25 protein-coding genes and 3 tRNA genes are annotated in these 26,089 nt (G+C 46.5%); 13 read left to right on the top strand and 15 right to left on the bottom strand.

Annotated features, from left to right (window positions below; genetic code table 11):
* The 7 genes from CSH93_RS03845 to CSH93_RS03815 all read left to right on the top strand — a co-directional run bounded on the left by CSH93_RS03845 (position 1) and on the right by CSH93_RS03815 (position 6,548).
* Positions 1-76, top strand: a tRNA-Ala gene (locus CSH93_RS03845).
* 131 nt (positions 77-207) lie between these two features.
* Positions 208-283, top strand: a tRNA-Glu gene (locus tag CSH93_RS03840).
* A 165-nt stretch (positions 284-448) separates the two neighbouring features.
* A tRNA-Glu gene (locus CSH93_RS03835) sits at positions 449-524 on the top strand.
* A 407-nt stretch (positions 525-931) separates the two neighbouring features.
* Positions 932-2,668, top strand: coding sequence for an HDOD domain-containing protein (locus CSH93_RS03830; protein WP_100641875.1), 1,737 nt, complete (start codon positions 932-934; stop codon positions 2,666-2,668).
* A gap of 72 nt (positions 2,669-2,740) precedes the next feature.
* Positions 2,741-3,733: a tRNA-dihydrouridine synthase gene (locus tag CSH93_RS03825; protein WP_240615474.1), complete on the top strand. Its 993-nt coding sequence runs from the start codon at positions 2,741-2,743 to the stop codon at positions 3,731-3,733.
* Positions 3,734-3,840: 107 nt separating this feature from the next.
* Positions 3,841-5,259 (top strand): amidohydrolase, encoded by a 1,419-nt coding sequence (locus CSH93_RS03820; RefSeq protein ID WP_100641874.1) that lies wholly within the window; start codon positions 3,841-3,843, stop codon positions 5,257-5,259.
* Positions 5,256-6,548: an amidohydrolase family protein gene (locus CSH93_RS03815; protein ID WP_100641873.1), complete on the top strand. Its 1,293-nt coding sequence runs from the start codon at positions 5,256-5,258 to the stop codon at positions 6,546-6,548. The genes CSH93_RS03820 and CSH93_RS03815 overlap by 4 nt, the downstream gene beginning before the upstream one ends.
* Before the next feature lie 31 nt (positions 6,549-6,579).
* On the opposite strand, the gene CSH93_RS03810 is transcribed toward CSH93_RS03815, so the two are convergent.
* Positions 6,580-7,239, bottom strand: coding sequence for an arylesterase (locus CSH93_RS03810; RefSeq protein ID WP_420807234.1), 660 nt, complete (start codon positions 7,237-7,239; stop codon positions 6,580-6,582).
* A 25-nt stretch (positions 7,240-7,264) separates the two neighbouring features.
* Between CSH93_RS03810 and CSH93_RS03805 the strand changes: the two genes are divergently transcribed.
* Together CSH93_RS03805 and CSH93_RS03800 are read left to right on the top strand one after the other, a co-directional pair.
* Positions 7,265-7,984 (top strand): ABC transporter ATP-binding protein, encoded by a 720-nt coding sequence (locus CSH93_RS03805; protein WP_100642331.1) that lies wholly within the window; start codon positions 7,265-7,267, stop codon positions 7,982-7,984.
* 2 nt (positions 7,985-7,986) lie between these two features.
* A complete protein-coding gene (locus tag CSH93_RS03800) occupies positions 7,987-10,500 on the top strand; it encodes an ABC transporter permease (protein WP_100641872.1) in 2,514 nt (837 codons plus the stop codon).
* Positions 10,501-10,676: 176 nt separating this feature from the next.
* Here the strand turns inward: CSH93_RS03800 and CSH93_RS03795 are convergent, their stop codons facing one another.
* From CSH93_RS03795 to folX, 3 genes are all read right to left on the bottom strand, one after another.
* Positions 10,677-11,081 (bottom strand): hypothetical protein, encoded by a 405-nt coding sequence (locus CSH93_RS03795; protein ID WP_100641871.1) that lies wholly within the window; start codon positions 11,079-11,081, stop codon positions 10,677-10,679.
* A gap of 111 nt (positions 11,082-11,192) precedes the next feature.
* Positions 11,193-12,089: a TIGR01777 family oxidoreductase gene (locus CSH93_RS03790; RefSeq protein WP_100641870.1), complete on the bottom strand. Its 897-nt coding sequence runs from the start codon at positions 12,087-12,089 to the stop codon at positions 11,193-11,195.
* A 4-nt stretch (positions 12,090-12,093) separates the two neighbouring features.
* A complete protein-coding gene (gene folX / locus CSH93_RS03785; RefSeq protein ID WP_100641869.1) occupies positions 12,094-12,459 on the bottom strand; it encodes a dihydroneopterin triphosphate 2'-epimerase in 366 nt (121 codons plus the stop codon).
* A gap of 82 nt (positions 12,460-12,541) precedes the next feature.
* On the opposite strand from folX, the gene CSH93_RS03780 reads away from it, so the two are divergent.
* On the top strand, positions 12,542-13,573 hold the full coding sequence (locus CSH93_RS03780; protein ID WP_205663187.1) for an AI-2E family transporter: 1,032 nt from the start codon (positions 12,542-12,544) through the stop codon (positions 13,571-13,573).
* On the opposite strand, the gene CSH93_RS03775 is transcribed toward CSH93_RS03780, so the two are convergent.
* The 11 genes from CSH93_RS03775 to CSH93_RS03725 form a co-directional block, all read right to left on the bottom strand.
* Complete coding sequence (locus CSH93_RS03775) at positions 13,570-14,904, bottom strand: ATP-binding protein (protein WP_100641867.1); 1,335 nt, start codon at positions 14,902-14,904, stop codon at positions 13,570-13,572. The two genes, CSH93_RS03780 and CSH93_RS03775, sit on opposite strands and share 4 nt — an antisense overlap.
* A gap of 7 nt (positions 14,905-14,911) precedes the next feature.
* Positions 14,912-15,595 (bottom strand): response regulator transcription factor, encoded by a 684-nt coding sequence (locus CSH93_RS03770; RefSeq protein ID WP_100641866.1) that lies wholly within the window; start codon positions 15,593-15,595, stop codon positions 14,912-14,914.
* Positions 15,592-15,894: a PepSY domain-containing protein gene (locus tag CSH93_RS03765; RefSeq protein WP_276307695.1), complete on the bottom strand. Its 303-nt coding sequence runs from the start codon at positions 15,892-15,894 to the stop codon at positions 15,592-15,594. The genes CSH93_RS03770 and CSH93_RS03765 overlap by 4 nt, the downstream gene beginning before the upstream one ends.
* A gap of 99 nt (positions 15,895-15,993) precedes the next feature.
* Complete coding sequence (gene arfB, locus CSH93_RS03760; RefSeq protein ID WP_100641865.1) at positions 15,994-16,419, bottom strand: alternative ribosome rescue aminoacyl-tRNA hydrolase ArfB; 426 nt, start codon at positions 16,417-16,419, stop codon at positions 15,994-15,996.
* Between the two features lie 68 nt (positions 16,420-16,487).
* Complete coding sequence (locus CSH93_RS03755) at positions 16,488-16,787, bottom strand: YciI family protein (protein WP_100641864.1); 300 nt, start codon at positions 16,785-16,787, stop codon at positions 16,488-16,490.
* A 25-nt stretch (positions 16,788-16,812) separates the two neighbouring features.
* Entirely contained in the window at positions 16,813-17,613 is an 801-nt protein-coding gene (gene trpA / locus CSH93_RS03750) for a tryptophan synthase subunit alpha (protein ID WP_100641863.1), read from the bottom strand.
* Positions 17,613-18,794 (bottom strand): tryptophan synthase subunit beta, encoded by a 1,182-nt coding sequence (gene trpB, locus CSH93_RS03745; RefSeq protein ID WP_100641862.1) that lies wholly within the window; start codon positions 18,792-18,794, stop codon positions 17,613-17,615. Before trpB ends, trpA begins: the two co-directional genes overlap by 1 nt.
* An 18-nt stretch (positions 18,795-18,812) precedes the next feature.
* Positions 18,813-20,234 carry a bifunctional indole-3-glycerol-phosphate synthase TrpC/phosphoribosylanthranilate isomerase TrpF gene (gene trpCF, locus CSH93_RS03740; protein WP_100641861.1) on the bottom strand — a complete coding sequence of 474 codons (1,422 nt, stop codon included), beginning with the start codon at positions 20,232-20,234 and terminating at the stop codon, positions 18,813-18,815.
* Complete coding sequence (trpD, locus tag CSH93_RS03735; protein ID WP_100642328.1) at positions 20,234-21,274, bottom strand: anthranilate phosphoribosyltransferase; 1,041 nt, start codon at positions 21,272-21,274, stop codon at positions 20,234-20,236. Before trpD ends, trpCF begins: the two co-directional genes overlap by 1 nt.
* Positions 21,275-21,284: 10 nt before the next feature.
* A complete protein-coding gene (locus tag CSH93_RS03730) occupies positions 21,285-21,917 on the bottom strand; it encodes an aminodeoxychorismate/anthranilate synthase component II (protein WP_100641860.1) in 633 nt (210 codons plus the stop codon).
* On the bottom strand, positions 21,914-23,530 hold the full coding sequence (locus tag CSH93_RS03725) for an anthranilate synthase component 1 (RefSeq protein WP_100641859.1): 1,617 nt from the start codon (positions 23,528-23,530) through the stop codon (positions 21,914-21,916). The genes CSH93_RS03730 and CSH93_RS03725 overlap by 4 nt, the downstream gene beginning before the upstream one ends.
* Positions 23,531-23,774: 244 nt before the next feature.
* Between CSH93_RS03725 and CSH93_RS03720 the strand changes: the two genes are divergently transcribed.
* From CSH93_RS03720 to CSH93_RS03710, 3 genes are read left to right on the top strand one after another with little or no spacing between them, the layout of a single operon-like run.
* A complete protein-coding gene (locus CSH93_RS03720) occupies positions 23,775-24,641 on the top strand; it encodes a PHP domain-containing protein (protein ID WP_100642327.1) in 867 nt (288 codons plus the stop codon).
* The gene (locus CSH93_RS03715) at positions 24,641-25,261 is read left to right on the top strand and encodes an L-threonylcarbamoyladenylate synthase (protein ID WP_100641858.1); all 621 of its coding nucleotides are present in this window, start codon (positions 24,641-24,643) and stop codon (positions 25,259-25,261) included. Before CSH93_RS03720 ends, CSH93_RS03715 begins: the two co-directional genes overlap by 1 nt.
* Positions 25,261-26,085 (top strand): segregation and condensation protein A, encoded by an 825-nt coding sequence (locus CSH93_RS03710; protein WP_100641857.1) that lies wholly within the window; start codon positions 25,261-25,263, stop codon positions 26,083-26,085. Before CSH93_RS03715 ends, CSH93_RS03710 begins: the two co-directional genes overlap by 1 nt.
* The last annotated feature ends 4 nt before the right edge of the window (positions 26,086-26,089 follow it).

Genomic DNA, 26,089 nt, shown 5'->3' with positions numbered 1-26,089 from the left:
GGGGCCATAGCTCAGCTGGGAGAGCGCTTGCATGGCATGCAAGAGGTCGGCGGTTCGATCCCGCCTGGCTCCACCAATATCCGGATAGCACTCAGTTAAATGAGTTAATAGTTCTAGGTACGTTGTTAGATAGTAATTGATAACAACACGCTGCAAAGCAGCGACAGAACATTGCAGTTGAAGGTCACTTCAACAGGCCAAGTTTCTGTCCCCTTCGTCTAGAGGCCTAGGACACCGCCCTTTCACGGCGGTAACAGGGGTTCGAATCCCCTAGGGGACGCCATTTTCCTTTGGTGGTTAATTCAAAGGAGCAGTCAGAGACATTCTGACATGAACCGTAAGGTTCAATTTGTTCTAGGTTCGTCGTTGACAATTGTCAACAACATCGCTGGTTAGCCAGCGGCGGAGCAACGCAGTGTTGAAGGTGACTTCAACAAGCCAAGTTTCTGTCCCCTTCGTCTAGAGGCCTAGGACACCGCCCTTTCACGGCGGTAACAGGGGTTCGAATCCCCTAGGGGACGCCATATACAAAAACACCCGCATTTGCGGGTGTTTTTGTTTGTACTGGCATATCCTTGTAGCAAACTCAGCAAACTCAGCAAACTCAGCAAACTCAGCAAACTCAGCAAACTCAAACTTGTTAAGCCTAGTGGATCTCACATAGGGGTATGGTGCGTGCACTTTCACAAAGCTGAAAGTGCCACAGATTCTGCATAGAGTTTTACAACACAGCATGAACTAAAGGCGGCGCAAAAGTCAGGCTAAAACGACTTAACCTTCAGTTTTGAATAACTTTTTTAACGTTTAATGGTTGTTTGATAGATAAAACACTTTAATCCAGATACCGAGAATGGTTACACTCTAGGCTCTATAATACTCATATAAACGCTAGGTTTACGAATACCTGCATAACCACACTAAAAATGCATCCATGGAACTAGAAGTTAAACAGCGAGTGCTTAATCTCATCACAGAAGTCATGCAGGCGAATGGCATTAGCAGTACGCCCAAGTCACTTAAGCTAGATGAGTCTACCTGCCAAGTGCTTTTCAATGCTGGCCATCAGATTGCTGCGGAAAGTCTTGGGTTGTATGCCAGCACATTGGCTGCGAGCGTAACTGTGGGGTCTTGGCTCGACATCTTAGTGATGATGCTTGAGGAAATCAGTGACAATCAATCACTGTTTGTGCTGACCACGTCTGTATCAGGTGTGACCATCACCATCAGCGAGCAATCGGAAGTGTTGGCTGCTCAATGTGTTTTGTGCGGTGTGTTAGTTCAACAACTTCGCTTGTCAGGCTTATTGAACGAAGGTTGGGGCGAATGTCAGGTAAATACACTGTTTTCGCCTTGGCAGGGTAACACCTTTGATTCGAATAATAATTTGTTGTGTCGTTTGAAAATCTCTCAAGAACATTTGTCTCGGCCTATGCGCAACGCCAATGAGCGCGTGTATCAAACGTTGGAGCGGCAGCTAAACATTTATCGCAGAGGCCATAAAAATCAAGCGAATATTGAATTTGCAGTGGTGCGTGAAGTGATGCGCACGCAAGAGTGGTCTGAATTGTCACAATCATCCGTCGCGGCCAAGCTAGCGATGAGCGAGCGAACGTTAAGTCGCAAACTACAAAACGAAGATTTAAAATTTAGAGATATCGTATCAGCCGCCCGCAATGCACAAGCGTTATCTCTGTTGTTTACTGGTCATTCAATCAGTGATGTAACCGATAAGCTGGGGTTTTCTGACCGAGCGACCTTTGAACGTTCATTTAAAAAATGGCAGGGCATGTCGCCAGCTAAGATCCAAGCGCAGTATGTTCTATTGGCAGTGGAACGCGACGTTCACGATATTGTTGACGCCGAACAATTACCCCATTTACCCGCCACTGTCAGCAAATTACTTGATTGCCTGAAAGATTCAGAATCAACGATTGAACAAATTATAGAGTTGTTGCAAAACGACCCGGTGTTAGTCGCTAAGATCATGAAAATTGCCAATAGCAGCATGTACTCGCACGTAAAGGTAGCAAACTTAAAGCAGGCCGTGATTGCCATTTTTGGGGTCGAAAAGCTATATGCGTTAACCTTGGCCATCGTTTCAGCTAAAACCTTTTCTGGGATCAGTAGCAAATTCAATTATGCATCATTCTGGCATAATGCACTGCTGACAGCTCACGTCATAGAGTTGTTGGGTGAAGCGAAAGGGTTGGCCAAAGATATTATTGAAGATAGTTATTTAGCTGCACTACTTCACAATATTGGCGAAATGGTACTGTACTTTTGTTTGCCCGCTAAAATGGTCGAATGCACCGAACAGCTTGATGAATATCCCACATGGCGGGAAAAGAATCGCTACCAGCATTACGTGGTGGGTACCAGTACAGTATCAGTGAGTGCTTTCGTTTGCCGTCTATGGCATATGCCAGAGCACGTTTGTCGCTTGATAGAGTCATTGTCACCGGTCAAAGACGCTAAAACCAGTATTGTTGATGACGCCTTAGATCTGGTCGATTACTTGCTACAACCGACGAAGCAAACCCAACATCAGGCAAAACATTTGTTGGCACACTATTTTGCTTATCAGGAAAATCAGCGTGAATTTTTAACGCGTTGTAAGCAAATGCGGGACGAATTGGATGAAATAGCCAAGCAATTGGTTACAGAGTAACGAATTCCTCTATATCCGTTTGGCTGTTATCGCGGAAACGATTACACTACGCCACCCATTTTAACCGCGGTAATGCTTGCAGTGAACACGTCCGGCAACACACCTTTAACCGTTATGTTGGCTCCGATGGAAGGAGTCGTCGATCACCTTATGCGAGATATGCTTACGCGCATTGGGGGCTATGACCTATGTGTGACTGAGTTTGTGCGTGTCGTAGAACAAAAAATTCCCAATCACGTGTTCTATCGTTTGTGTCCTGAACTTCGCGAAGGCGGCAAAACACCTAGCGGAGTGCCCGTGCGCGTCCAGCTACTAGGGCAATACCCACAATGGATGGCGTATAACGCAGCAAAGGCTGTCGAGCTTGGCTCTCCGGGCGTTGATATTAACTTTGGCTGCCCAGCCAAAACGGTGAATAAGAGCCGTGGTGGCGCAGTGTTATTGAATGAGCCAGAGACATTGCACGCGATTGTGTCAGCAGTGAGATCTGAGGTTGATGAGCAGCTACCTGTTACAGCCAAAATACGCTTAGGCTTTGAGGAAAAAGAGCAGGTGTTTGCCAATGTCAGGGCGTTGGAGGAAGCCGGCGCGTCAGCCATTACCATTCACGCTCGGACAAAAACAGATGGCTACAAACCTCCCGCATACTGGGATTGGATTGCTAAAGTTAAAGCACAATGTTCAGTCCCCATTATCGCCAATGGTGAAATCTGGAATGAAGCTGATGCACGAAGGTGTGTTGATGTTTCTCAGTGCCAACAGTTGATGGTAGGGCGAGGCGCACTGTCAATGCCAAACCTTGCGCTGCATATCAAGCACCAACATGCCCCGATGCCGTGGTCAGAAGTGACAGATTGGCTCGTCGCCTATTCGGGTTATGAAATTTTCGGAGACAAAGGTCGCTATTATCCTAACCGCATCAAGCAATGGTTTGGTTATCTTAAGAACCAATACTATGAAGCTGCTGTAGTGTTTGATGAAATACGACGTTTGCGAGAATCTGATGCCATAGTCGAGGTGATCCGCAATCATCAGGGCCTTCAAGCTACAGCCACGACACGTTAGTATTTAAAACTCCCACATTATTAAATCTCTGTGCTAATGTACCTTGCGCAAACATCAGTACTGCTCGTACGGTGTAGTTAAATTCTCATCCTCAGAAAAGACGTGATATGAAAAAAATAAGATTGTTAACCCTATGCACGGCCAGTGTGGTGTCAGTTAGCCTATTGTCCGGATGCGGTGAAGAAAAGAAGGCTGAGCAAGCCCCTCAAGCAAAATTTGAGTTCGCCAGCGATCCCTACCCAAGTACTTATCAACCATTACCTCGCACAACAACGTTGATCACGAATGTGACCATTCTGGATGGTGTTGGTGGTCAGATGGAAAATGCATCTGTATTGATGACCGATGGAAAGATTACAGCCGTTGGTGATTCGCTATCAGCGCCTGAAGGCGCAACTGTTGTTGATGGCACAGGTCAATGGGTGACGCCAGGCATTATCGATACGCACAGTCATTTGGGGGTGTATCCCGCGCCATCGACTCAATCTCATTCGGATGGGAATGAAATGACTAGTCCGGTAACCGCTGGCGTGTGGGCCGAACACTCTGTATGGCCACAAGACCCGGGGTTCGGTCGTGCCTTAGCCGGGGGAATAACTGCAATGCAAATTTTACCTGGCTCGGCTAATCTGTTTGGAGGTCGCGCGGTTACGCTTAAGAACGTACCGAATCGCACGATGCAGGCAATGAAGTTTCCAGAAGCCCCCTACGGCATCAAAATGGCCTGTGGTGAGAATCCGAAGCGCGTATACGGTCAAAAAGGTGGCCCAATGACACGTATGGGCAATGTTGCAGGCTATCGTCAAGCCTGGGCTGATGCGTTGCAATACCGTGACCAATGGCAACGTTATAACGATGACTACGAACAAGGTAAAAATCCTAAGCCACCCAAGCGTGACTTAGACAACGATACCTTAGTGGGTGTATTGAACGGCGATATTATTGTTCACATGCATTGTTACCGAGCTGATGAAATGACGGTGATGATGGATGTAATGAAAGAGTTCGATTACCAAATCGGTAGTTTCCATCACGCCGTAGAAGCTTATAAAATTGCAGACAAATTAGCTGAAAATAATGTTTGCTCATCGATGTGGGCTGATTGGTGGGGTTTTAAAATGGAAGCCTATGACGGTATTCGCGAGAATATCCCGATGGTACATAAGGCTGGCGCATGTGCGGTTGTTCATTCCGACAGTGATTTGGGTATCCAGCGTTTAAATCAAGAAGCGGCGAAAGCCTGGGCTGATGGTAAGCGCGTAGGTATTGATATCAGCCAAGCTGAAGCGTGGCAATGGTTGTCAGCTAACCCTGCAAAATCATTGGGTATTTTTGACCAAACCGGTTCAATTGAAGTCGGTAAAAATGCTGACGTCGTGTTGTGGAGTGGAAACCCGTTTTCTACCTATACACAAGCGGTACAGGTCTATATCGATGGTGCATTAGCGTACGACCGCAATGATCCTGCCGGTTGGCCGGTGAGTGATTTTGAATTAGGGCAAGTAGCGGAAGGAGACATAAAATGAAAACACTCGCTAAATTAAGTATCGCCAGTGTAGTGTCACTGTGTTTCAGCGTCGCCGCCAATGCTCAGTCATTGGCAATAGTGGGAGGAAAAATCCATACCTTGTCTCAACAAGGCACTATTGAAAATGGCACATTGCTCATCAAAGACGGAAAAGTTGAGAGAGTCGTTACCGATGGTTCAGTGCCAGAAGGTTATGAAACCATAGATGCATCAGGCAAGGTCGTTACGCCTGGACTTATTGGTGCATTAACTAATCTAGGCTTGCGTGAAGTTAGCATGTCGGCAGGGGTGGTTGATAGCAGCGTTAAAGCGCATCCCGTATCTGCTGCTGGCGCGGCATATGATGTGAGTTATGCGGTTAATCCTGATTCATCATTATTCGCTATCACGCGCATTGAAGGTTTCACCTCAGCAGCAACGGGAATATCCAATACTGGTCAGTTGTTCAATGGGCAAGGCGCGATGATTTCGCTAGCCGATTCTGATATGCCAGTAAGCAAACCTCGGGCGTTTGTTCACACGAATGTCGCAAATGATGGCGTACATACCAATGGCGATTCGCGCGCAGCTTTGTGGGTGGCACTTAACCAAGCGTTAGCGGAAGTAAAAGCTGCGCCGAGTAATATGCCGATGGGCTCGGAATGGCATGGCTTAACGTCAGTGGCTGATGTAACTGCCTTGAAGCCTGTGATTGCTGGAGACGTGCCATTGTTGGTTACGGCGAATCGCAAAGCCGATATTTTACAAGTTATAGCGTTAAAGCAGCGTCATCCAAAATTGAAACTGGTTATCGTTGAAGGACTTGAAGCGTGGCGTGTCGCTGATCAGCTTGCACAGCAAGATATTCCTGTGATTGTTAATCCAGAATATAACTTGCCGGGCGGCTTCGATCAGATGGGTGCAACGCTTGCTAACGCAGGTCGTTTGGCGGCTGCAGGTGTAACGGTGGCGATAGGCATGGAAACGCACAACATTAGATTAGCGACACAGCATGCAGGCAATGCTGTGGCAAACGGTCTGGATTACGATGCGGCGCTCGCTGCAGTTAGTCTAAACGTGGCAAAAATCTACAACGTTGATAACAGTGTGGGTAGTTTGAGCCCAGGCAAGCAAGCAGATGTGGTGATTTGGAGTGGTGATCCGCTGGAAGTTACAGAGGCGGCAGAACAGGTATTTATTGCCGGTGAAGCAGTTCCGATGGAATCACGTCAAACGAAATTACGCGATCGTTATTTAGCGTTTGGCGAAGATACGTCGAGCAAAACCTCTACTTACATTCGTCCATAATCGACATCAGTGGCTACCATGATGGTAGCCACTATTTCAGTATCAATTTTTCCAAAGCTTTTTGCATAATGTCGGCCACCATGGGCTGTGCTTTTGCATTTGGATGAATGCCGTCTCGCTGCATCAATTCAGGGTAGAGTGCGATGTCTTCTAAAAAGAACGGGATCAACGGCACGTTCATTTCGTTTGCAACTAAAGCAAAGCTTTCAGTGAACATTTGGTTGTATCGGCGACCATAATTGGTCGGGATTTGCATCTCTTGGATATACACTTCAATCTCTGCTTTTTGCGCCACTTTTACCATTTGTTTCAAATTTGCGCGCACTTTGTTCACATTGTGGCCTTGTAATCCGTCATTTCCGCCCAATTCTATAAGCAAATGAGTAGGGGAGTGTTGCTCCAATAGTCGTGGAAGTCGGGCTAAGCCGCCGTCGGTGGTTTCACCACTGATCGCAGCATTTATAACGTCGATCGTAGAATCATTCTCCTTCCAACGGTTTTGTAGCAGACTAACCCAGCCTTCTTCGGCTTTTAGTCCGTATGCGGCACTTAAACTATCTCCCAGTATTAACAAACGTTTTTGGGAGGTTTCTTGAGCCGCATAAATGTGATCTGAAACTGCCAATAAAGGTAAAAAGAGAAAGGCAATTGCGAACCATTTAGATGTATGGCTTCGTTTAAGATTAACCAATGTAAAGACTCCTCGAATGCAAAATATGATTGAAACTAGATCCATCACCAAGACAGTTAATACTAGCGAAGGCTCACTTCAGATCCTTCAGCCTATATCATTTGAAGTCAAGGCGGGTGAGTCGATTGCCATAGTAGGTGCGTCAGGCTCCGGTAAGTCGACCCTGTTAAGTCTGTTAGCTGGACTAGATGAAGTCAGCAGTGGCGAGATTTTGCTGGATGGACAACCGCTTCACAGTATGGACGAAGAGCAGCGTGCCCGATTACGTGGAGATAAAGTTGGCTTTATCTTTCAAAGTTTTATGTTGGTACAAAGTTTAACTGCGCTTGAAAACATTATGTTGCCGGCTGAAATTAATGGTTTGGATCAACCTAAGCAGCGAGCGCTAGAAATATTGGAACAGGTTGGGTTAGGACACCGAGCGCACCATTACCCGAATCAATTGTCGGGTGGTGAACAACAGCGTGTGGCCATTGCCAGAGCCTTTATTACCCAACCTAAAATTTTATTTGCAGATGAACCGACCGGTAATCTAGACGCGGCAAACAGTGATAAAATCGAGTCGCTATTGTTTACCCTCAATCAAAACAATCAAACGACGTTAGTGTTAGTGACACACGACAATCAATTGGCGGCGAAATGTCAGCGCCAACTGCATATGCAAGCGGGCGTGTTAACCGAGGCATCGGCCGATGATTCCGCGTCACAACCGTCGACTGAGTCCGAACAGCGAGCGGCGGGGTAAGTATGACGACATTTAACCTAGCCTGGCGATTATTTCGCCACGAGGCTCGTCGCGGAGAGTTGACCATCATCTTGATGGCTATCGTACTGTCGGTAGCTGCAGTATTGTCTTTGTCGCTATTCAGCGAGCGTTTACAGGCGGCACTGACTGACCGCTCTGCAGAATTTATCGCGGCTGACAGGCGCTTAAACTCTCGCCATCCTGTGGATGAAAATTGGTTAGTTGAGGCGCAAACCTATGGTTTAAAAACCGCTCAACAAGTCAGCACACGTTCTATGGTCTTTGGCGAACAGGAAATGGCGCTAGCTGATGTTAGAGCTGTGGATGAGCATTACCCTCTGAAAGGGGCGATTAGCATTGCACCTAAACCGTTTGAATTGGCAAGCGATGTTGAAGGTCGTCCTGCGCCAGGAGAAGTGTGGATGGACTCGCGTTTATTCCAGCTGCTTGAGGTCAATTTAGGCGATACGGTTTACGTCGGCGATGCTACCTTGCGTGTTACACAAGTATTAGGTGAAATACCGGATGCTGGTTTTAGCGTATTCAATACTGACCCTATCTTATTGATGGCCATTGAGGATATCCCAGCCACTAATGTCACAGGGCCAGGAAGCCGCGTGACCTACAAAGCTTATTACACCGGTGAAGCGGCAGCACTCGATGATTTTTATGATTGGCTACGCCCCCAATTAAATGATGAATTGCATTACTGGATGTCAGTGGAAGATGACGAGTCTGCTGTTGGGCGGGCCGTGGCGAGGGCTGAACGGTATTTCCTATTAGCCAGTTTGTTGGCGATTGTGTTGGCTGCCGTTTCAATAGCGGTTGCCGCACAGCGTTACAGTCAGCGTCATTTTGATCCGGTTGCGATCATGAAAACTATCGGCGCGAGCAAACAACAAATACAGCGCATATACATTCTTCAAATCAGCTTTATTACGCTGTTAGGCATACTGATCGGTACTGTGCTGGGTGTTATTATTCAGCAAGTTGTTGTCAGTGCGTTGGGTAATAGAGTGGAGGTTTCACTTGATGTTTGGCACTGGCGCCCGTTGTTTATTGCTATCTTCACCGGTGCTCTATGTGCCCTGATGTTCTCACTATACCCTTTGATGCAGCTTTTTTCGGTGCCGCCTTTACGCGTTTTGCGCAAAGATATCAGTGCCAGCCTTAGCTCGCGGACGTTGCAATTTGCAGCGGCTGGTTCAGCTATATTCTTACTAATGTGGGCTTACAGTCGCGACCTCACCATCAGTGCCATTCTATTTGTATCGGGTATTTTACTGATCGTGGGTTTATTGGCGGTTACCTTTGGTCTTATTGCGTTAGGGCGCAAGTTAGGTGGCGGTGCAATGGGGCCTTGGCAACTGGCGTGGGCGCGCATTCGTCGTCGCGCGATGGATAACTCTGTTCAGCTGATCAGTTTTTCAGTCACCATTATGTTGTTGTTAGTTGTATTGGTTATGCGCAACGATATGATTGCGCAATGGCGTGCTCAATTACCGGAGGGGACGCCGAATTATTTTGTCAGCAATGTCACAGAAGAGCAGCGTCAGCCCTTGATCGATCAATTTGACCGATACAATGTCAGGCATGACGACTTCTTCCCTGTGGTGCGAGGGCGCTTTGTTGCCATTAATGACGAGCGTATTCGTACAGAAGTGACTAAAGAAGATGATGAAACCCCACGCGAAGGAAGGGATGGATTGGGCCGAGAGGCAAATTTGACGTGGGATACACAGCTGCAATCGGAAAACCGCATTGTAGAAGGGCGCTGGCTAGATGCTTGGCAACCGGGTATGCCACATGAAGTATCCATCGAGTCAGAGGTTGCTGCACGCCTTGATATTAAACTGAATGATAAATTGACGTTTAATATCGGCAGTGAAATTGTTGAAGTGACTGTCACCAGTTTGCGTGAAGTGAATTGGCAAACCATGCAGCCAAACTTTTTCTTTGTGCTGCATCCGGCGTCGATGGAGCAGTTTGCTGCGACCTACATCACCAGCTTTCACCTAGACCAGTCACGAAAGTCAGAAATTACCCAGATCATGCAGCCATTTGCGTCGGTCACCTTATTTGACGTTGATGCACGTATCAATCAATTGCGTGAAGTGGTTGATCAAGTCTCTCTTGCTGTTGAATTTATTTTGGTGTTAGTGCTGGCAGCTGGCAGTTTGGTGCTAATTGCTCAGGTTCAAGCGAGTATGGATGAGCGTCAGCAGGAACTGGCGATACTGAGAACTCTGGGTGCTAAAGGGCGCCTTATTCGACTCAGTGTGATTTTTGAGTTTCTGATCATCGGTATCGTAGCGGGTTTTATGGCAGCGGTCGCCAATGAGTTTAGTTTGTGGATGTTACAGTCACGCGTATTCGAAATGGAGTCATCCATACATTGGGAATATTGGGCTGTTGCTCCATTGTCGGGCGCCATTGTGGTGGGCGTTTTAGGTGCCATTGGTTGTTGGCGACTACTGGCTTTGAATACCAATGCGTTATTGCGCCGTATGGTCTGATAAGGCCGTTTGAGATAGGTTGTAGGAAACGGTATTTCGCCCTTTTGTGGTGAAATACCGCGACCTTACTTGAGCGGTTTAAGAACGAGTTTCAAATACTAATCTGCTATTCACGTTTTTGTGGGCTTGCTCACCCTTATTCTGCTTTACATGATGTAGCAGTAATACTCAAAGCATTAGATATTGCCGAAACCTTCTTGATTCAGCCACGCAAAGGCGTCGATGTAAGTCTTAAAGTAGCGGGCATAATAGGCATCGCCTTGAGGCATCATCGCATCAATCTGAAACATTTTGACTTGACTCTCATCAATCACGTACGCTTCTCGACGTAATCCAAGGGATACTTGCTCTTCAGTACCTTGTGTAATCACTTCCTGAAATTCGGGGGTGCCGAGCTCCCATTCTCTAACATCAACAATAGTCGCCCACGTTCGTCCGTCCAGTGGTGCTATCAGCTGTTTTACCTGAGTTAGAAACTCATGCGCTAGGCGTTCGTCCCAACACCCAATAGCAATCAGCTCGACAATATCGCCGTTGCGTTCGAGTTGGAAACTTCCTTGATTGCCTGAAAGTCCTGTCATTCTTAAGGTATTCTCTACGGATATGTTGACCCATAAATACTAGGTCAAATTTTTTGAGTCGTACAGAAAGTTAGGTATCTTTGTGATTGGATGGGGATAGCCTGTGAGATCTTACAAAGTCAAATCAGTGAATGCGTCTTCTAATTGGGGAAAGAGAAAATGAAAGCCTTCGTTGATTAACGCGTCTGGCACGACATTTTGGCCGTACACTAATAAATCTGCAGCCTCTCCCATGAGCAGTCTAAGTGCAAACTCAGGCATAGGTAAAAGGCAAGGTCGGTGCAGGGCGTTGCATAACTTTTTAGCGAAAGCTTTGTTGGTTTCTGGTTCAGGCGCAGTGAGATTGTAAATGCCTTTGCTACTGGGGCGTTTAACCAAATGATGTATTCCGTTCACCATATCGCGAATATGGATCCACGACATATATTGATTTCCTGATGCTATCGGACCACCCAACCCACACTTGAAAGGCAGTAACATTTTAGCTAATGCACCCCCATCATCGGCTAGCACAATACCGGTACGCAGAATACAGACGCGCGTTTTCGCGCTAGAGGCCTGTAATGCTATCGCCTCCCATTGTTTGCACAGTTGATGCGAGAATTCATCAAATGGGCGATTGAAGGTTTCTGATATTTTTTCACTTCCCTGACGCCCATAAAAACCAATGGCGGATCCACTAATAAAAACCTCCGGCGGGAATCGACTTTGATTACATAGGTCCGCGAGTTGTTGCGTGATAGATAATCGACTATCGGTAATGATGTCTTTTTGCTGTGGAGACCAGCGTTTGTCTACGATAGGTTCGCCGGCGAGATTGATGATGGCATCAAATTGGTCAAGGTTACGAAAGGGGTCAAGTGAACTGATATATTCACACCCTTGGGGTAACAGTTGAGACGCCTTTGATTGATCGCGCGTAAGAACAGTGAAACGATACGTCGATTCAAATTGGTGAATAAAATGACGTCCAATTAATCCTGTTCCCCCGGTGATCAATATATTCACGTGCTTACCCCTTGTTGCATGACAATGTCAGTGACACCGAATCAGAGAAACGCAATGCATGGGGCTTATCAACCTCTACTTCGGCATAACTTACCCATGGATGTTCGGCTGCTATTGCGAGTACATCAGCGGTTAATTTCTCTAGTAAATAAAAACGGTTATCTTCGACTAATTTGATGATTGCCTTGGTAATGGTTTTGTAATTCAGTGCATCGTCCATTTGGTCACTGTTTGTCGCCTGTTCAGCGTCGTAGTGAATTTTTACGTTCACAACAACATCCTGTTTATTTTTGATTTCATCGTCATTGATCCCAATGTAGGTGCGCAAACGAAGATTTTTTATACGGATTGTTGCCTGGTTTAATTGCATTGTTTATTGAAATCCTTGTTTATGTGTTCAATAGCAGCGAGATTTGTTAGTTTGTCTTAAAGCCTAGTCTAATTAAATAGTTATGGAACTTAAATCGCCCACCGTTAAAGCATTATTTATTATGGCGTCGGTCATAGTTGTCCTTGCGGGATTAAAAGCCGCCAGTGAGATCGTGGTGCCATTTTTACTATCGGGGTTTATTGCGATCGCATGTAGCCCTTTAATTCATTGGGCTAATAGACACAGTATCCCACGATGGTTATCGGTTACTTTAGTTATACTGCTAATTGTTGTTTTTGGTTTTATGTTGGCTGGGCTTGTGGCTCAGTCAATGAGTGAATTTAAGCGAAATTTGCCGCAATACAGTGCACAGCTCAGCCAACAGTTTACTTGGGTGATTGCAAAACTAGAGACGCTGAACATTCATTTGAACACCGATTTGCTGCGCGAGCATCTTGATCCAGGCATGGCGATGTCAATGACAACCAACATTCTGGGTGGCTTAGGCGGCGTTTTGTCCAACTTATTCTTGATTCTATTAACGGTTGTATTCATGTTGTTTGAAGCTGAATCAATGCCGCGTCGTATACACGTCGCAATGGCTGATCCTGACATGAAACTAAATCATATTGATCGCTTTATTCGTTCGGTTAATAGCTACTTAGCGATCAAAACCCTAGTCAGTTTGGCGACGGGCCTCATGATTGGCGTATGGTTGTGGATATTGGGCGTTGATCACTTTTTACTGTGGGCAGTATTGGCGTTTTTACTCAATTATATCCCTAATATTGGCTCAATTATCGCGGCTATTCCGGCCGTTTTAATGGCATTCGTTCAATTTGGTTTTGGCGTAGCGGGGCTTGTGGGGCTTGGCTTTATATTCGTCAATACGGTTATGGGGAATGTGGTTGAACCTCGTCTGATGGGGCGTGGTTTGGGCTTATCTACTTTGGTGGTTTTCCTGTCATTAATCTTCTGGGGTTGGTTACTCGGTAGTGTGGGAATGTTATTGAGTGTGCCGTTGACCATGATCGTAAAAATCGCGCTTGAGACGCGTCAGGAAACCAAATGGCTTGCCATATTACTTAGCAGTGATGAAGGTAAACCGGCTTAAAGCGGAAGCTGCACATTAAAGCGCGCTCCACCGAGTGGGCTGGTTTCAATCCTGAGTTGGCCGTTGTAGGTTTCAATTAAATCAATGACAACGGCCAGACCAATACCTTGACCTTCGTCATAGGTATCAAGGCGCTCGCCACGATTGAGAATGGCATTCGCGTCATCGGCTGGTACGCCGGTGCCGTCATCGTCGACATAGATGTGAATGCTGTTTGCAAAACGCTTTGCCTCTACATTGACCATTGAGTTTGCAGATTTACAGGCGTTATCAATTAAATTTCCAAGCATCTCTAGCAGATCGGTTTCGTCTGCTTTAACGCCAATATCATTGTCAATCGAAGAGGTAATATCTAACTGTTTATCGGCATGTACTTTACGCATTGCATTCAGTAGTTTTTGTACGCAAGGCTCGAGGTCGATGGATGACATACGTTGGGTATTGCCGGTAACCGCTCGTTTCAATTGACGCTGAATAATGGCATTGATCTGCTGTAAGGGATCTTCAATGTGGGGTGGTAAATCTTGTGACGTCTGAATAACCGCTAACGGTGTTTTTAAGCTGTGAGCGAGATCGCCTAAGCTATTTTTATAGCGCTGGCGTTGTTGGGCTTCGGTATCCAACAATTGATTAATACTGATTTTGAGTGATTCCAATTCCGGCGGGTAGCGCTCGGTAAGTTTGTCTGATTCACCACGTTCAGCCGATTTAATGTTCTCGATAATACTGGTTACGGGGGATAGTACCCCTCGGGTAACTAATAAAATAATCACTAAGATAATTAAGCTGAGTAATCCTATCCATTGCCATAATGTAATAAGAAATGTTTGTCGGTTTTGCTGGAATTCGGTTTCTTCGTTAAAGACTAAGAAGGATACGGGTTTGAACGTTCCGCCATCTTCATATTCAACACTAAACGCATAGAAGAATGCGGGCAGTGTGACATCATCGTATTCGCGTTCAATTAAGATGTTACTGAGCTGCAGTTCATCGCCTACGGAGGGAAGGCTGTTGACGACAGGATCTGCATAATCAAGCGATGATAAGCTACGCCAAACGATTTCGTTTTGCCAAATGATATAGCCAATGTAGCCTGAGCCTAACAAGTTGAGTTTTTCTTCGAATAGTTGTTGCGGCATGAAGGGGGTTCCTTCATCGATCTCAAACTCAGTGATCATGGCAAGACTCATCAGTTTGAGTTCGCTGAATTTTGCTTGTTCTAGGCTGCTGGTAAAGCTGCGGTCCACTGTTAAGACCAAGCCGGGCACAATAAACAATAGACCTGCTAATGCTAACAGTATGCTGCGCGTGCGAAGGGATAGGCGTTGCATCGAATAGTTAGTCTGTATTGATCTGGCGGTTTAGACGGTAGCCTCGCCCGCGCAAAGTCTCTATTGGTTTAATACTGCCGTCGGGATCAATTTTTTTACGCAGACGCCCAACAAATACTTCGATGACATTGCTATCTAAGTCAAAGTCTTGATCGTAAATGTGTTCAGTCAACTCGGTCTTGGAGACAATTTTGCTGGGGTTCATCAACAGGTATTCCATGACCTTGTATTCATACGCAGTTAAATCCAGAGATTGACCGGACACCAGTATTTCCTCGCTTCGCGTGTCCATGCTAATGGGGCCAAAGGTGACAACGGGATTGGGTTGTCCAGAAGAACGGCGAATGAGCGCTTTAACGCGGGCAATCAGTTCTTCATTGTGAAAGGGTTTAGTCAGGTAGTCATCTGCACCTGCGTCTAACCCTTCTACTTTTTCTTGCCAACGGTCGCGGGCAGTGAGGATCAATATAGGGCATTTAATATCTTTCGAGCGCGCCGAACGTATGACTTCAAACCCGTCTATTTTCGGCAAGCCGATATCAACAATGGCTAAATCATAGGGGTGTTCGTTTAACAGAAATAGCGCTTTTTCGCCGTCATCGGCCAAGTCCACGCTGTAACCATTGCCACGCAAATAGCTATCGAGTTGCATCAGTAGGCGGCTGTCGTCTTCAACTACGAGTAATCTCATCGCTTTTCCTTTTTGTCTTTAGACGGCTTTACTGCACCCGACTTTTTATCAACATCTACCGAAACCACACGTCCGGATTTTTGTAAGACTTTTACGCGGTAGTTGTCTTGGCGTTTTTCTACCTTAAGCACCCGGCCTTTGAGTTCAGCTCTAGCCCTTTCGGCAGCTTGCGTTTTATCAATCTTTTCGGTTTTATCCTGTTTTTCTTTTTGTTGAGCATAAGCAGGCATAGCGATACCGCTAAGCGTTAGGCTCATCAATACTGCGATTAACAGGTTAAATAACCGGTTGTCTTTCATAGAGTTAAATGCTCGCAAGGTTACCTTTACATCGATTGTACTGTAATACTATGTACAAGCATACGCCAGCTGAATGAATGCTCGCTGAATTGTGCGGGGTTACGGAAGATTCACTTTTCCGCGCAATTGCTTGTTCATGCCATTGCGCTTTTTGGCATCGACACGACGTTTTTGTGAAGCTTTAGTGGGTTTGGTTGCTTTGCGCGTTGGAGCAACATAAGCGGCTTGCTGAATAATTGTGACCAGACGTTCTATCGCGTCTTTTTTGTTGGCTTCTTGAGTTCTAAAGCGCTGTGCCTTTAAAACAAGAACGCCATCTTGCGTAATGCGTGTATCACGTTGCTGTAACAGTGCTTGCTTATACCTTTCGGGTAGACTCGATGCGTTAATATCAAAACGCAAATGGATGGCGGATGACACTTTATTTACGTTTTGACCGCCAGCCCCCTGCGCGCGCATGGGGTGCATGTCGATTTCTTCGAGTGGCAGAAAAACATGATTGTTGATGGCGATCGTGTCATTCATTGTAATCGTTGATCCTAAGCATTGTGGGCTTTGATAAGACTCGTGCTCGTATCAAAGCCCAATATGCTTTATGGCAAAACCTTTTTAAATGGTTTAACGGTAACTGATTGATAGACACCCGCGGTTATATAGGGGTCGGCATCTGCCCACTGTTTTGCATCTTCCAAACTGTCAAACTCTGCAATAACGATACTTCCGGTAAAACCGGCATCGCCGGGATCAACGGAATCTATGGCTGGATTCGGGCCGGCAACGAACAGTCGTTCTTGTGCTTTTAGCGCTTCTAACCGTGCTAAATGGTCAGGACGCGCCGCAAGACGTTTGGGCAATGAGTCCGGTATATCTTGCGCAACTATTACATATAGCATCATATATTCCTTAGGTTTTGGGCCGTTACGTTGCAGCTTTCATCGCGCTGACAAACTCGCCTAATTCAGTGAGCATCGCGTCATGATCGCCAAGGTTGTTGGCAATAATATTGACGGTGGCTGAACCCGATATAGCGCCTGCGGCCCCAGCTTGTATGGCACTTCTGACCTGTTCAGGGGTGGATATGCCAAATCCCAATAACGGAGGCGCAACTTTATATTGGGTCAGTTTATCAATCAAGGCCGAGGCTGGAATGTCTGCGGCAGTTTCTGCACCCGTCACGCCCGCTCTGCCAAGTAGGTAGGTATATCCGGATGATAATTCACCTATGGCCTGAAGGGTCTCATCAGTCGCGTTGGGAGGGGCAATAAGTATCTGTTGTATGTGGTGTTGTTTTGCGATGCTAATAAATTGCTGTGCTTCACGCAGTGGCACATCAGCGATCAGGATAGAGTCTACACCTGCGTCTTCTGCTGCTTGATAGAAGCTCTCAATGCCGGGTTTAAGCACAAGATTACTATATAGCAGCAAGCCAATAGGGACATGCTCGAATTCATCGCGGATGGCACGGATAATATCAAAGCAATCTGATGGTGTGATGCCAGCACTTAGCGCACGAATACTGGCGCCTTGAATGGTTGGACCGTCGGCAATGGGATCGGAATAGGGAATACCGAGCTCTAATGCATCAGCGCCACTGAGAATAAGCTGTCGAATGATGTCGATAGAGGATTGTTTGCCAGGATCACCCAACATAACAAAAGGGACAAAGGCGCCTTGGTTTTGTTCAGATAATCGCGTGAACATCGCTTCATAGCGTGACATTAGGCATTCTCCCCTAAGATAGATATAACGTGATTCAAATCTTTATCGCCACGTCCAGATAGGTTGACCACGATAATGGTGTCCTCTTCGGCTTCATCTGCCATGTTGAGAGCATGGGCTAGCGCATGTGAAGATTCTAGTGCTGGGATAATCCCTTCTTTGCGTGCCAGAAGCTTAAAGGCGTTAAGCGCCTCTTCATCGGTGATCGCGACATATTCGGCACGACCGGTTTCGGCAAGGTGCGCGTGTTGCGGACCCACTGCTGGGTAATCTAAACCAGCAGAAACAGAATAGGATTCTTCGATCTGACCGTCTTTGTCTTGCATAATGAAGCTGTACGCGCCATGCAAAATACCTTTAGAGCCTGTGCAAATCGCGGCGCCGTGCTCCTTGGTGTGAATACCTTTACCGGCAGGCTCTACACCTACTAACCGTACTGAGGGTTCGTCAATAAAATCGGCAAACATCCCGATAGCGTTTGAACCTCCGCCTACACACGCGACAACGGCATCAGGCAGTCGCCCTTCTTTTTCCATGATCTGCTGACGTGTTTCTTCGCCAATCATGCGGTGATATTCACGCACAATGGTTGGAAATGGGTGAGGGCCAGCTGCAGTACCCAGTAAGTAATGTGCCTTATCATAGTTTGCAGACCAGTCTCGCATCGCTTCATTTACTGCGTCTTTCAAGGTGCCTGATCCTGAATTAACCGGGATCACTTCGGCTCCCATCAAACGCATTCTAAAGACGTTCGGCGCCTGACGTTCAACATCTTTTGCGCCCATGTATATGCGCGCTTTTAAACCCAGTAGCGCACAGGCGAGGGCCGTCGCAACGCCGTGTTGCCCAGCGCCCGTTTCGGCAATAACTTCCTGTTTCCCCATGCGCTTGGTCAATAGCGCTTGGCCTAACACCTGATTCGTTTTGTGTGCACCCCCGTGAAGTAGGTCTTCCCGCTTGAGGTACAGCTTTACATTTGGGTTGGTGACTAAGTTTCGTGTCAGTGTCATCGCTGTCGGGCGACCCGCATAGTCATGTAACAGTGACATAAACTCGCGTTGAAATTCTGGATCTTCCTTAGCATCTAAAAATGCTTGCTCTAACTGGTCGAGCGCGGGAATGAGCAGCTCAGGTACATACATACCGCCAAACTCGCCAAATTTTGTGTCTAATTTATTCATCGTTATCTCGTATGTATTTTAGTAACTTCGTAAATGCGCATACAGTGCATTCAATTTGGATAAACTTTTTACGCCTGGCGCGCTTTCGACGCCTGAATTTATGTCTAACATGGCAACACCGGTCGCCAGCGCTGCTGTAACATTGTTTGGCGAAATGCCCCCAGCCAATATAAGACGCTCAGGATGGACCATGTGCTTTACCAAAGACCAATCAAACTGACGTCCTGTGCCGCCCGATTGATCGCCGCTTTTGCTGTCTATAAGTACTTTATCCACAATGGACCACATTGGATCATCTGCGTGGGTGAGCGAAACCGGTAAAGACTTCACCGAATCAGAGGTAATATCAACGCCAATTGCCTTCCAAATTTCGCAGGTTGGGGGAAGTTTGTGTTTTAGTGCACGAATATCAGCTAGGGTTTCGTTCCCATGCAACTGCACGGCTGCAAGGCTAAGTTGATGAGCATATTCGACTATCAAGTCGATTGGCTGATCAACAAATACGCCGACATATTGATTGTGTGCTGCTGCAACAATCTTGGTTGCTTGCTCAAAGCTGACTTTACGCTTTGATTTGTCAGCAAAAATTAACCCGGCATAATTGGCCGGACTCGTTGTCAGGTAGGTGGCAGCTTCCACAGTCGTTATTCCGCAGACTTTGGTGTTTGCAAACAGCAACGACTTAACAGCACGAGTGATGTCATCTTGAGCCATTAACGCACTGCCTACCAAAAAGCCATCACATAGTGGGCTGAGTCTCTTGACGTCCGCATGGGTATAGATACCACTTTCAGAGATCACAACATGAGGGAATTGCACGTTTTGCAGCATGGGTGTTAAACGCTCTGTTGTCGCAAGATCAGTTGATAAGTCACGTAGATTGCGATTGTTGATACCAATGATATTGGCTTTTAAGGCAATTGCTCGTTGCATTTCTTCTTCGTTACTGACTTCGGTTAAAACAGCCATGTGGTAATGAGTCGCAATATTTGCTAAAGCGGTGTATTCGGCATCATTAAGAACAGATAACATCAATAAGATGGCGTCAGCGCCATGGTAGCGCGCTAAGTGAACCTGATATTCATCGACAAAAAAATCCTTATTGATCACAGGTTGAGTCACTCGTGCGGTGACATAGGCTAGGTAGTCAAAAGTACCTTGGAAATATTTTTCATCGGTAAGAACCGATATACAGGCAGCGTAAGGGGTATAAGCCGCCAGAATTTCGTCTAAATCAAATGACTTGCGGATCAAACCTTTTGACGGTGATGCTTTTTTACATTCCAGAATAAAGCTCGCATTCGGGGCGGCAAGTGCGTCGTAAAAAGACTTTTCGGTGGGCGCAAGCTGCGACTGAAATTCGGCAAGCGGGAACTCAACTTTACGCAACGCGACTTCTTCTCGTTTATCGGCAACGATCTGGGCTAGGACGTTTGACATTATTGGTTCTCTCCAGATCCTGATTGGCTAACCTTGGCGGCTAATGCGATGGTTTTGATAGGTTTGCCGCTGTCAATTGCGGCGAGGGCCATCTCCGTCGCTTGTTTGTAAGTTTCAGCTTTACCACTCAGTTTTATTACTGCGGCAGCGTTCATGGCTATTGCGGCTCTGTGCGCAGGCTTGCCCTGACCATTCAAAACATCAGCAATTAAGCGCTTATTCACTTCAGGCTCATCACCTTTTATATCATCGAGTGTGTAGTGGGGTAGGCCAAAATCTTCAGGCGTCAGTGCGTATTTCTTCTGCTCACCATGGTTAACTTCAATCACTTGGGTTGGGCCATGTACTGCAATTTCATCCAAACCACTGCCGTGAATAATCAGTGCATGCGGCATATCAATTCGGCTTGCCACATCTGCATATGGCTGCAGCAAATCAGGGCTATAGACGCCTAGCACGCTGTAAGTTGGTTTTGCTGGATTGGCGAGTGGGCCCAGTATGTTAAAGAGTGTACGGGTCTTCAGGGCTGAACGGATCGGGATGGCGTGCTTCACACCGGAATGATAGACCGGCGCAAATAAGAAACAAAAACCCGACTCATCCAAACATTTACGCGCGGCTTGTGGAGAAGACATCAATTCATAACCAAACGCAGCGAACAAATCGGCAGAGCCAGATTTTGATGAAACACTGCGATTTCCATGTTTCGCAACGGGTGCTCCACAACTGGCGGCCACAATGGCTGCTGCTGATGAGATATTAATGGTGTTATGACCATCGCCACCGGTCCCGACGATATCTGCAAAATCGTAGTCTGGGCGTTCAAACGGTGTCGCGTTGGCGCGCATCGCATCGGCAGCACCGGCTATCTCGGCTGCTGTTTCACCTTTTATCTTGAGCGCTACCAGAAGGGCCGAAAGCTGGCTAGGATCAAGCTTGCCCTGCATCACATTATTAAACAAAGCATAGCTGGTGGCTTGGTCGAGAGATTCTCCCCGATACAATTGTTCTAGGCAGTCAATAACGCGTTGATTATCCATGATCATAGTATTACTCCTTAGGCTGTTGCGATGATGAAGTTGTCATTGGCGTCGTCGCTGAGGTTAAGTAGTTAATCGTTTGCATAAGTAACTGGCTACCTTGTGCTGTCAGAATTGATTCCGGGTGAAACTGAAAACCGATCATCTTATGTTCTTCATGGAAGACCGCCATCGGTAAATGCTGATAGTGTGCGATGACCGACAGGCAGCTAGGCAAGTCTTTGCCAATCAGAGAATGATAACGTGCGACATTTAGTGGGTTCGGTAAAGCCCCGAACAGTTCAGGCATTTGATGGGTGATCGCTGAAGACTTTCCGTGAACAACTTGATCGGCTCTTACGACTTTTCCGCCGCAGAATTCAACGATTGCCTGATGCCCCAAACAAATACCAATAATCGGGAATTTACCCGCGCACAAGGCTAACAATTCAGGCATGCAACCGGCTTCAGATGGGCTGCCAGGGCCGGGTGACAACACCAGTATGACCGGTGCTTGTCGGCGAGCGATTTCCATCGCCGCGAAAATCGTATGTGCAGATACGGTATTTCGATATATCTTTACGTTTACTTTTAAGGCACGCAATTCATCCACCAAGTTGTAGGAGAATGAATCAATGTTATCGAGTAAAAAAACATTGATCATGCTGATACTCCTTGTGAATTCGTTGGTGAAGCTAGCAATGTATTGGCTGCTTGAATAGCACTAATAACAGCCTGTGCTTTACTGCGGGTTTCATCGGCCTCGGCTTGAGGGTTTGAGTCATAGACAACGCCAGCACCTGCTTGGATAAAGGCTTTTCCATGTTGCACGAAGGCGCTTCTGATAACGATACAGCTGTCCATATCGCCCTGAGCATTCAAGTATCCAACGGCACCTCCGTAGCTACCTCTACGTTTTTTTTCTACTTCGCGGATCAATGTGGCTGCACTGACCTTGGGCGCACCCACGAGTGTGCCCATGTTCATGCAGGCTTGGTAGGCGTGCAAGGCGTCTAGATCGCTGCGCAGTTCACCAACCACACGAGACACCAAGTGCATTACATGTGAGTAACGATCGACTTTAAGTAAGTCTTTCACATAGCGTGTGCCAGGCTCACTGACGCGTGCCACGTCATTTCGTGCAAGATCAACCAGCATCAAGTGTTCTGATTTTTCTTTACTGTCTTCGCGTAAATCTAATTCAATGCGACTGTCTAAGTCGGGATCATAGCTGCCGTCAGCACGTTTGCCGCGACCTCGGGTGCCCGCAATCGGGTATATCTCGACGATATTGGTATCAGCGGCATATTTCAGGGCTGATTCAGGAGACGCGCCAAACATGCAGAAGTCCTGATCTTTAAGATAAAACATGTAGGGGCTAGGGTTGCGTTTACGCAGTTCAGCGTATGCATGTAAAGGTGCAGGGCAAGGCAGAGAAAAGGTTCTAGAAGGCACAACTTGGAATATGTCTCCTGCCAAAATATGCTCCTTTAATGCTACAACATCTTCAATGAAGGCATCATCCGACTTATCGACCACAAGCGCTTCGTCAACCACTGTTACATTTGGATTGGCTAAATGCTCAGGTAATGATTGTAAGGCAGCTTTTAGATGTTCTACCCGCTGACTGACGCGAAAGTATGCATTGGCAACTTGCTCGCCGGAAAATACGCTGCCAATGACTTCAGTAGTTTGTTGTTGATGATCAATGCGTACTAATGTCTCTGCTACATAAAACACGTAATCAGGGCAGGTATTGGCACCATTTTCGACGGCAGGAAGGTGCTCAAATGTTGCCAGTAAGTCATAGGCAAATGCACCGCCCATAAAAACAGCGTGTGGCTCGTCTCTGATCGGTTGAATGTGTTTGATGACCAACCGCAATGCGTCGAACACTGAGGCTTGTTTTAAACGCGCATCTTCATCGGTGTCATTGTCGCTTGCAGGGCAATGCAATGTAATACAATTTTTGTCACGAGTGCTTAAAATGGTGACGGGACAATGCGCTTCTATCAACGCAAGCAGGTGCTGACCATTATCTGTTAACGCTTCGCATGTAACCGTATCGATATTACATTCAAAACGTAGCGCGGCATCGACCAAAATCAAACTTTGTAAGTTATCCTTGCTATCGATTTCTGCTGATTCTAGCAGCATAGAGTAGGGGCTATCTGCGCATATTTGTTCATACGCGATTAAAGGATCCATGACATAACTCGCCGGCTGGCAAATCGATTCAACCTTGCCGACTGCATTACCTAATTCCGCTAAACTCATGTTGTATTTTGCTCCTGCAAAAAAAAAGGCCCGTAAAATACGGGCCTTAATTATTTATAAACGCACACACGTGCACCGCCCGTTAGTTCAGGGAGTGCCACCACCAGTTGTTGGTCATTGTGAATGTTTGCGTCATGGAATTCTCTAAAATGTTATTTATGGCTTAGGATTTATGTAGCCACACACGTATACTATGCCTATAGAAGAAAACAAAACGTGGCTTGTGTCAACCGTAAATTTATTTATGTCGCAAAAATTTGATTTACATACCCATACTCGGCATTCAGATGGTGCGTTAACGCCAAAAGAGCTGGTGTTGCGTGCACATACTATGCAAGTGGATGTATTAGCGCTGACGGATCACGACACCATTTCGGGGGTAGTGGAGGCGCGGGCGTTCCAAGCAACACAGAAACGCCCTTTAACGATAGTGAGTGGCATTGAACTGTCTACCCGCTGGCATGGCTATGATATTCATATTGTAGGCCTAAATGTAAATGAGCAAGATGAGACATTCTTAAATCGACTGGAAATTCAACATCAAAGTCGACAAACTCGTGCTAATAAAATTGCTACCAAGTTAGCTGCGTGTGGCATGCCGGATGTGGGTGAAAAGGTACTCGTCGCGAGCACCAGTGAGCAGGTAACGCGCTCTCATTTTGCCAATGCAATGGTGCAATTAGGTTACGTAAAAGATTCTGCACAAGCGTTTAAGCAATTCCTTGGGAAGGGCAAAAGAGCACACGTGAGCCCGCAATGGATTTCGATTGAAGAGGCGGTGCAGTGGATCCATGACGCCGGTGGTAAAGCTGTATTAGCTCACCCAACACATTATGATATGACGACTAAATGGTTGCGCCGTTTGGCGGCAGAGTTTGTTGAACATGGTGGCGATGCAATTGAGATAAACTATCCTAATTTGGAGCCACAAAAGCAGGCTATCCTACTTGAGATAGTCAATGAACATGAGCTACTGGTTTCAGTAGGGTCTGACTTTCATTTTCCTAGCCGTTGGACCGAATTGGGCCGGCGCTCAAGATTACCTGACGATGTCACGCCAATATGGCATGATTGGTCGTGTTTCGATAAACCTCAAGATCAGAGAAGTTAATGAGTCAGTTTTTTTATGTACATCCAGACAACCCTCAAGCGCGATTGCTTAAGCAAGCGTGTGAATTGATTCGACAGGGTGAGGTTATCGTATACCCAACGGATTCCGGTTATGCCATTGGCTGTCAAATAGATAATAAGCAGGCGCTAGAGAACATATGCCGTATTCGTGAGATTGGAAAAGATCACAATTTCACGTTGATGTGCAGAGATATGTCTGAATTATCGCTTTATGCACGTGTTGATAATACGGCTTTTAGACAGATTAAAAATAATACGCCGGGGCCTTATACGTTTATTCTAAAAGCCACTAAAGAAGTGCCTAAACGCTTGCAAAATCCGAAGCGTAAAACTATCGGGATCCGTGTTCCAGATAACGCGATTGCTTTGCAGTTGTTGGAAGAACTCGGTGAACCCTTGATGTCTACAACGCTTATATTGCCGGGCGAAGATATTGCAGAATCGGATCCGGATGAAATCAGAGATAAGTTGGAGAAAAGAGTCGGGCTTATCATTCATGGCGGCTACCTAGGTGAACAGCCCACTACCGTCGTAGATTTATCTGAAGGCGAGAGCACGATCATTCGCTACGGCGCAGGCGATCCCGAGCCATTTTTATAATGAGTGAGAAGACTAAAGATCCTTTATCACAACCGGTTCAACAGCCGCTACCGTTGGCCTTTGTCAACGGTGAGGCGGTAATCGAAAAACCGGAAGATCTTTACATTCCACCGGATGCATTAGAGGTTATTTTAGAAACCTTTGAAGGTCCGCTTGATTTGCTGCTTTATCTTATTCGTAAGCAAAAGTTTGATATTGTGAATATGCCGGTATTGCAGGTCACTCAGCAGTATTTGCAGTACGTTGACATGATGCAAGATCTAAAACTGGAGCTGGCGGCAGAATACCTTTTGATGGCGGCAATATTAGCTGAAATAAAGTCGCGTCTGTTGCTGCCAAAGCGTGAATCTGATGAAGAAGATGAAGTAGACCCCAGAGCCGAATTGATCCGCCGTCTGCGTGAATATGAAGTGGTGAAACAGGCGGCAGAAGAGTTGGATCAATTACCGCGCTTAGAGCGTGATTTTTTCACCGCTACTGCCGAGGCTGCAGAGGATGTGACGCCAATTAAAATCATTCCACAGACCACTCTAAAAGAGTTGGTAATGGCGATGCACAGCGCAATGCAAAGAGCAAAAGCGTTTGAGCATCATCAAATAGCCAGAGAAGTGCTGTCTACGCGAGAGCGAATGGCCAAAATACTGCAAACCCTAAAAACCCAAGACTATACTCCTATGCAGCAACTTTTCACCGTTGAAGAAGGCAGAAGCGGCGCTGTTGTGACTTTTCTGGCAATTCTAGAATTAGTCAAAGAAGGCTTAATTGACTGTGTACAAGCCCAGCCCTATAGCAATGTGCATGTGCGCCTGTGCAGTGATGAGTAACCGT

This window comes from Neoalteromonas facilis, from assembly GCF_002807665.1.
GTDB lineage: Bacteria > Pseudomonadota > Gammaproteobacteria > Enterobacterales > Alteromonadaceae > Alteromonas_E > Alteromonas_E facilis.
Note: the sequence above shows the minus strand (reverse complement) of the source record. Positions and strands in the feature narration are given on the sequence as shown.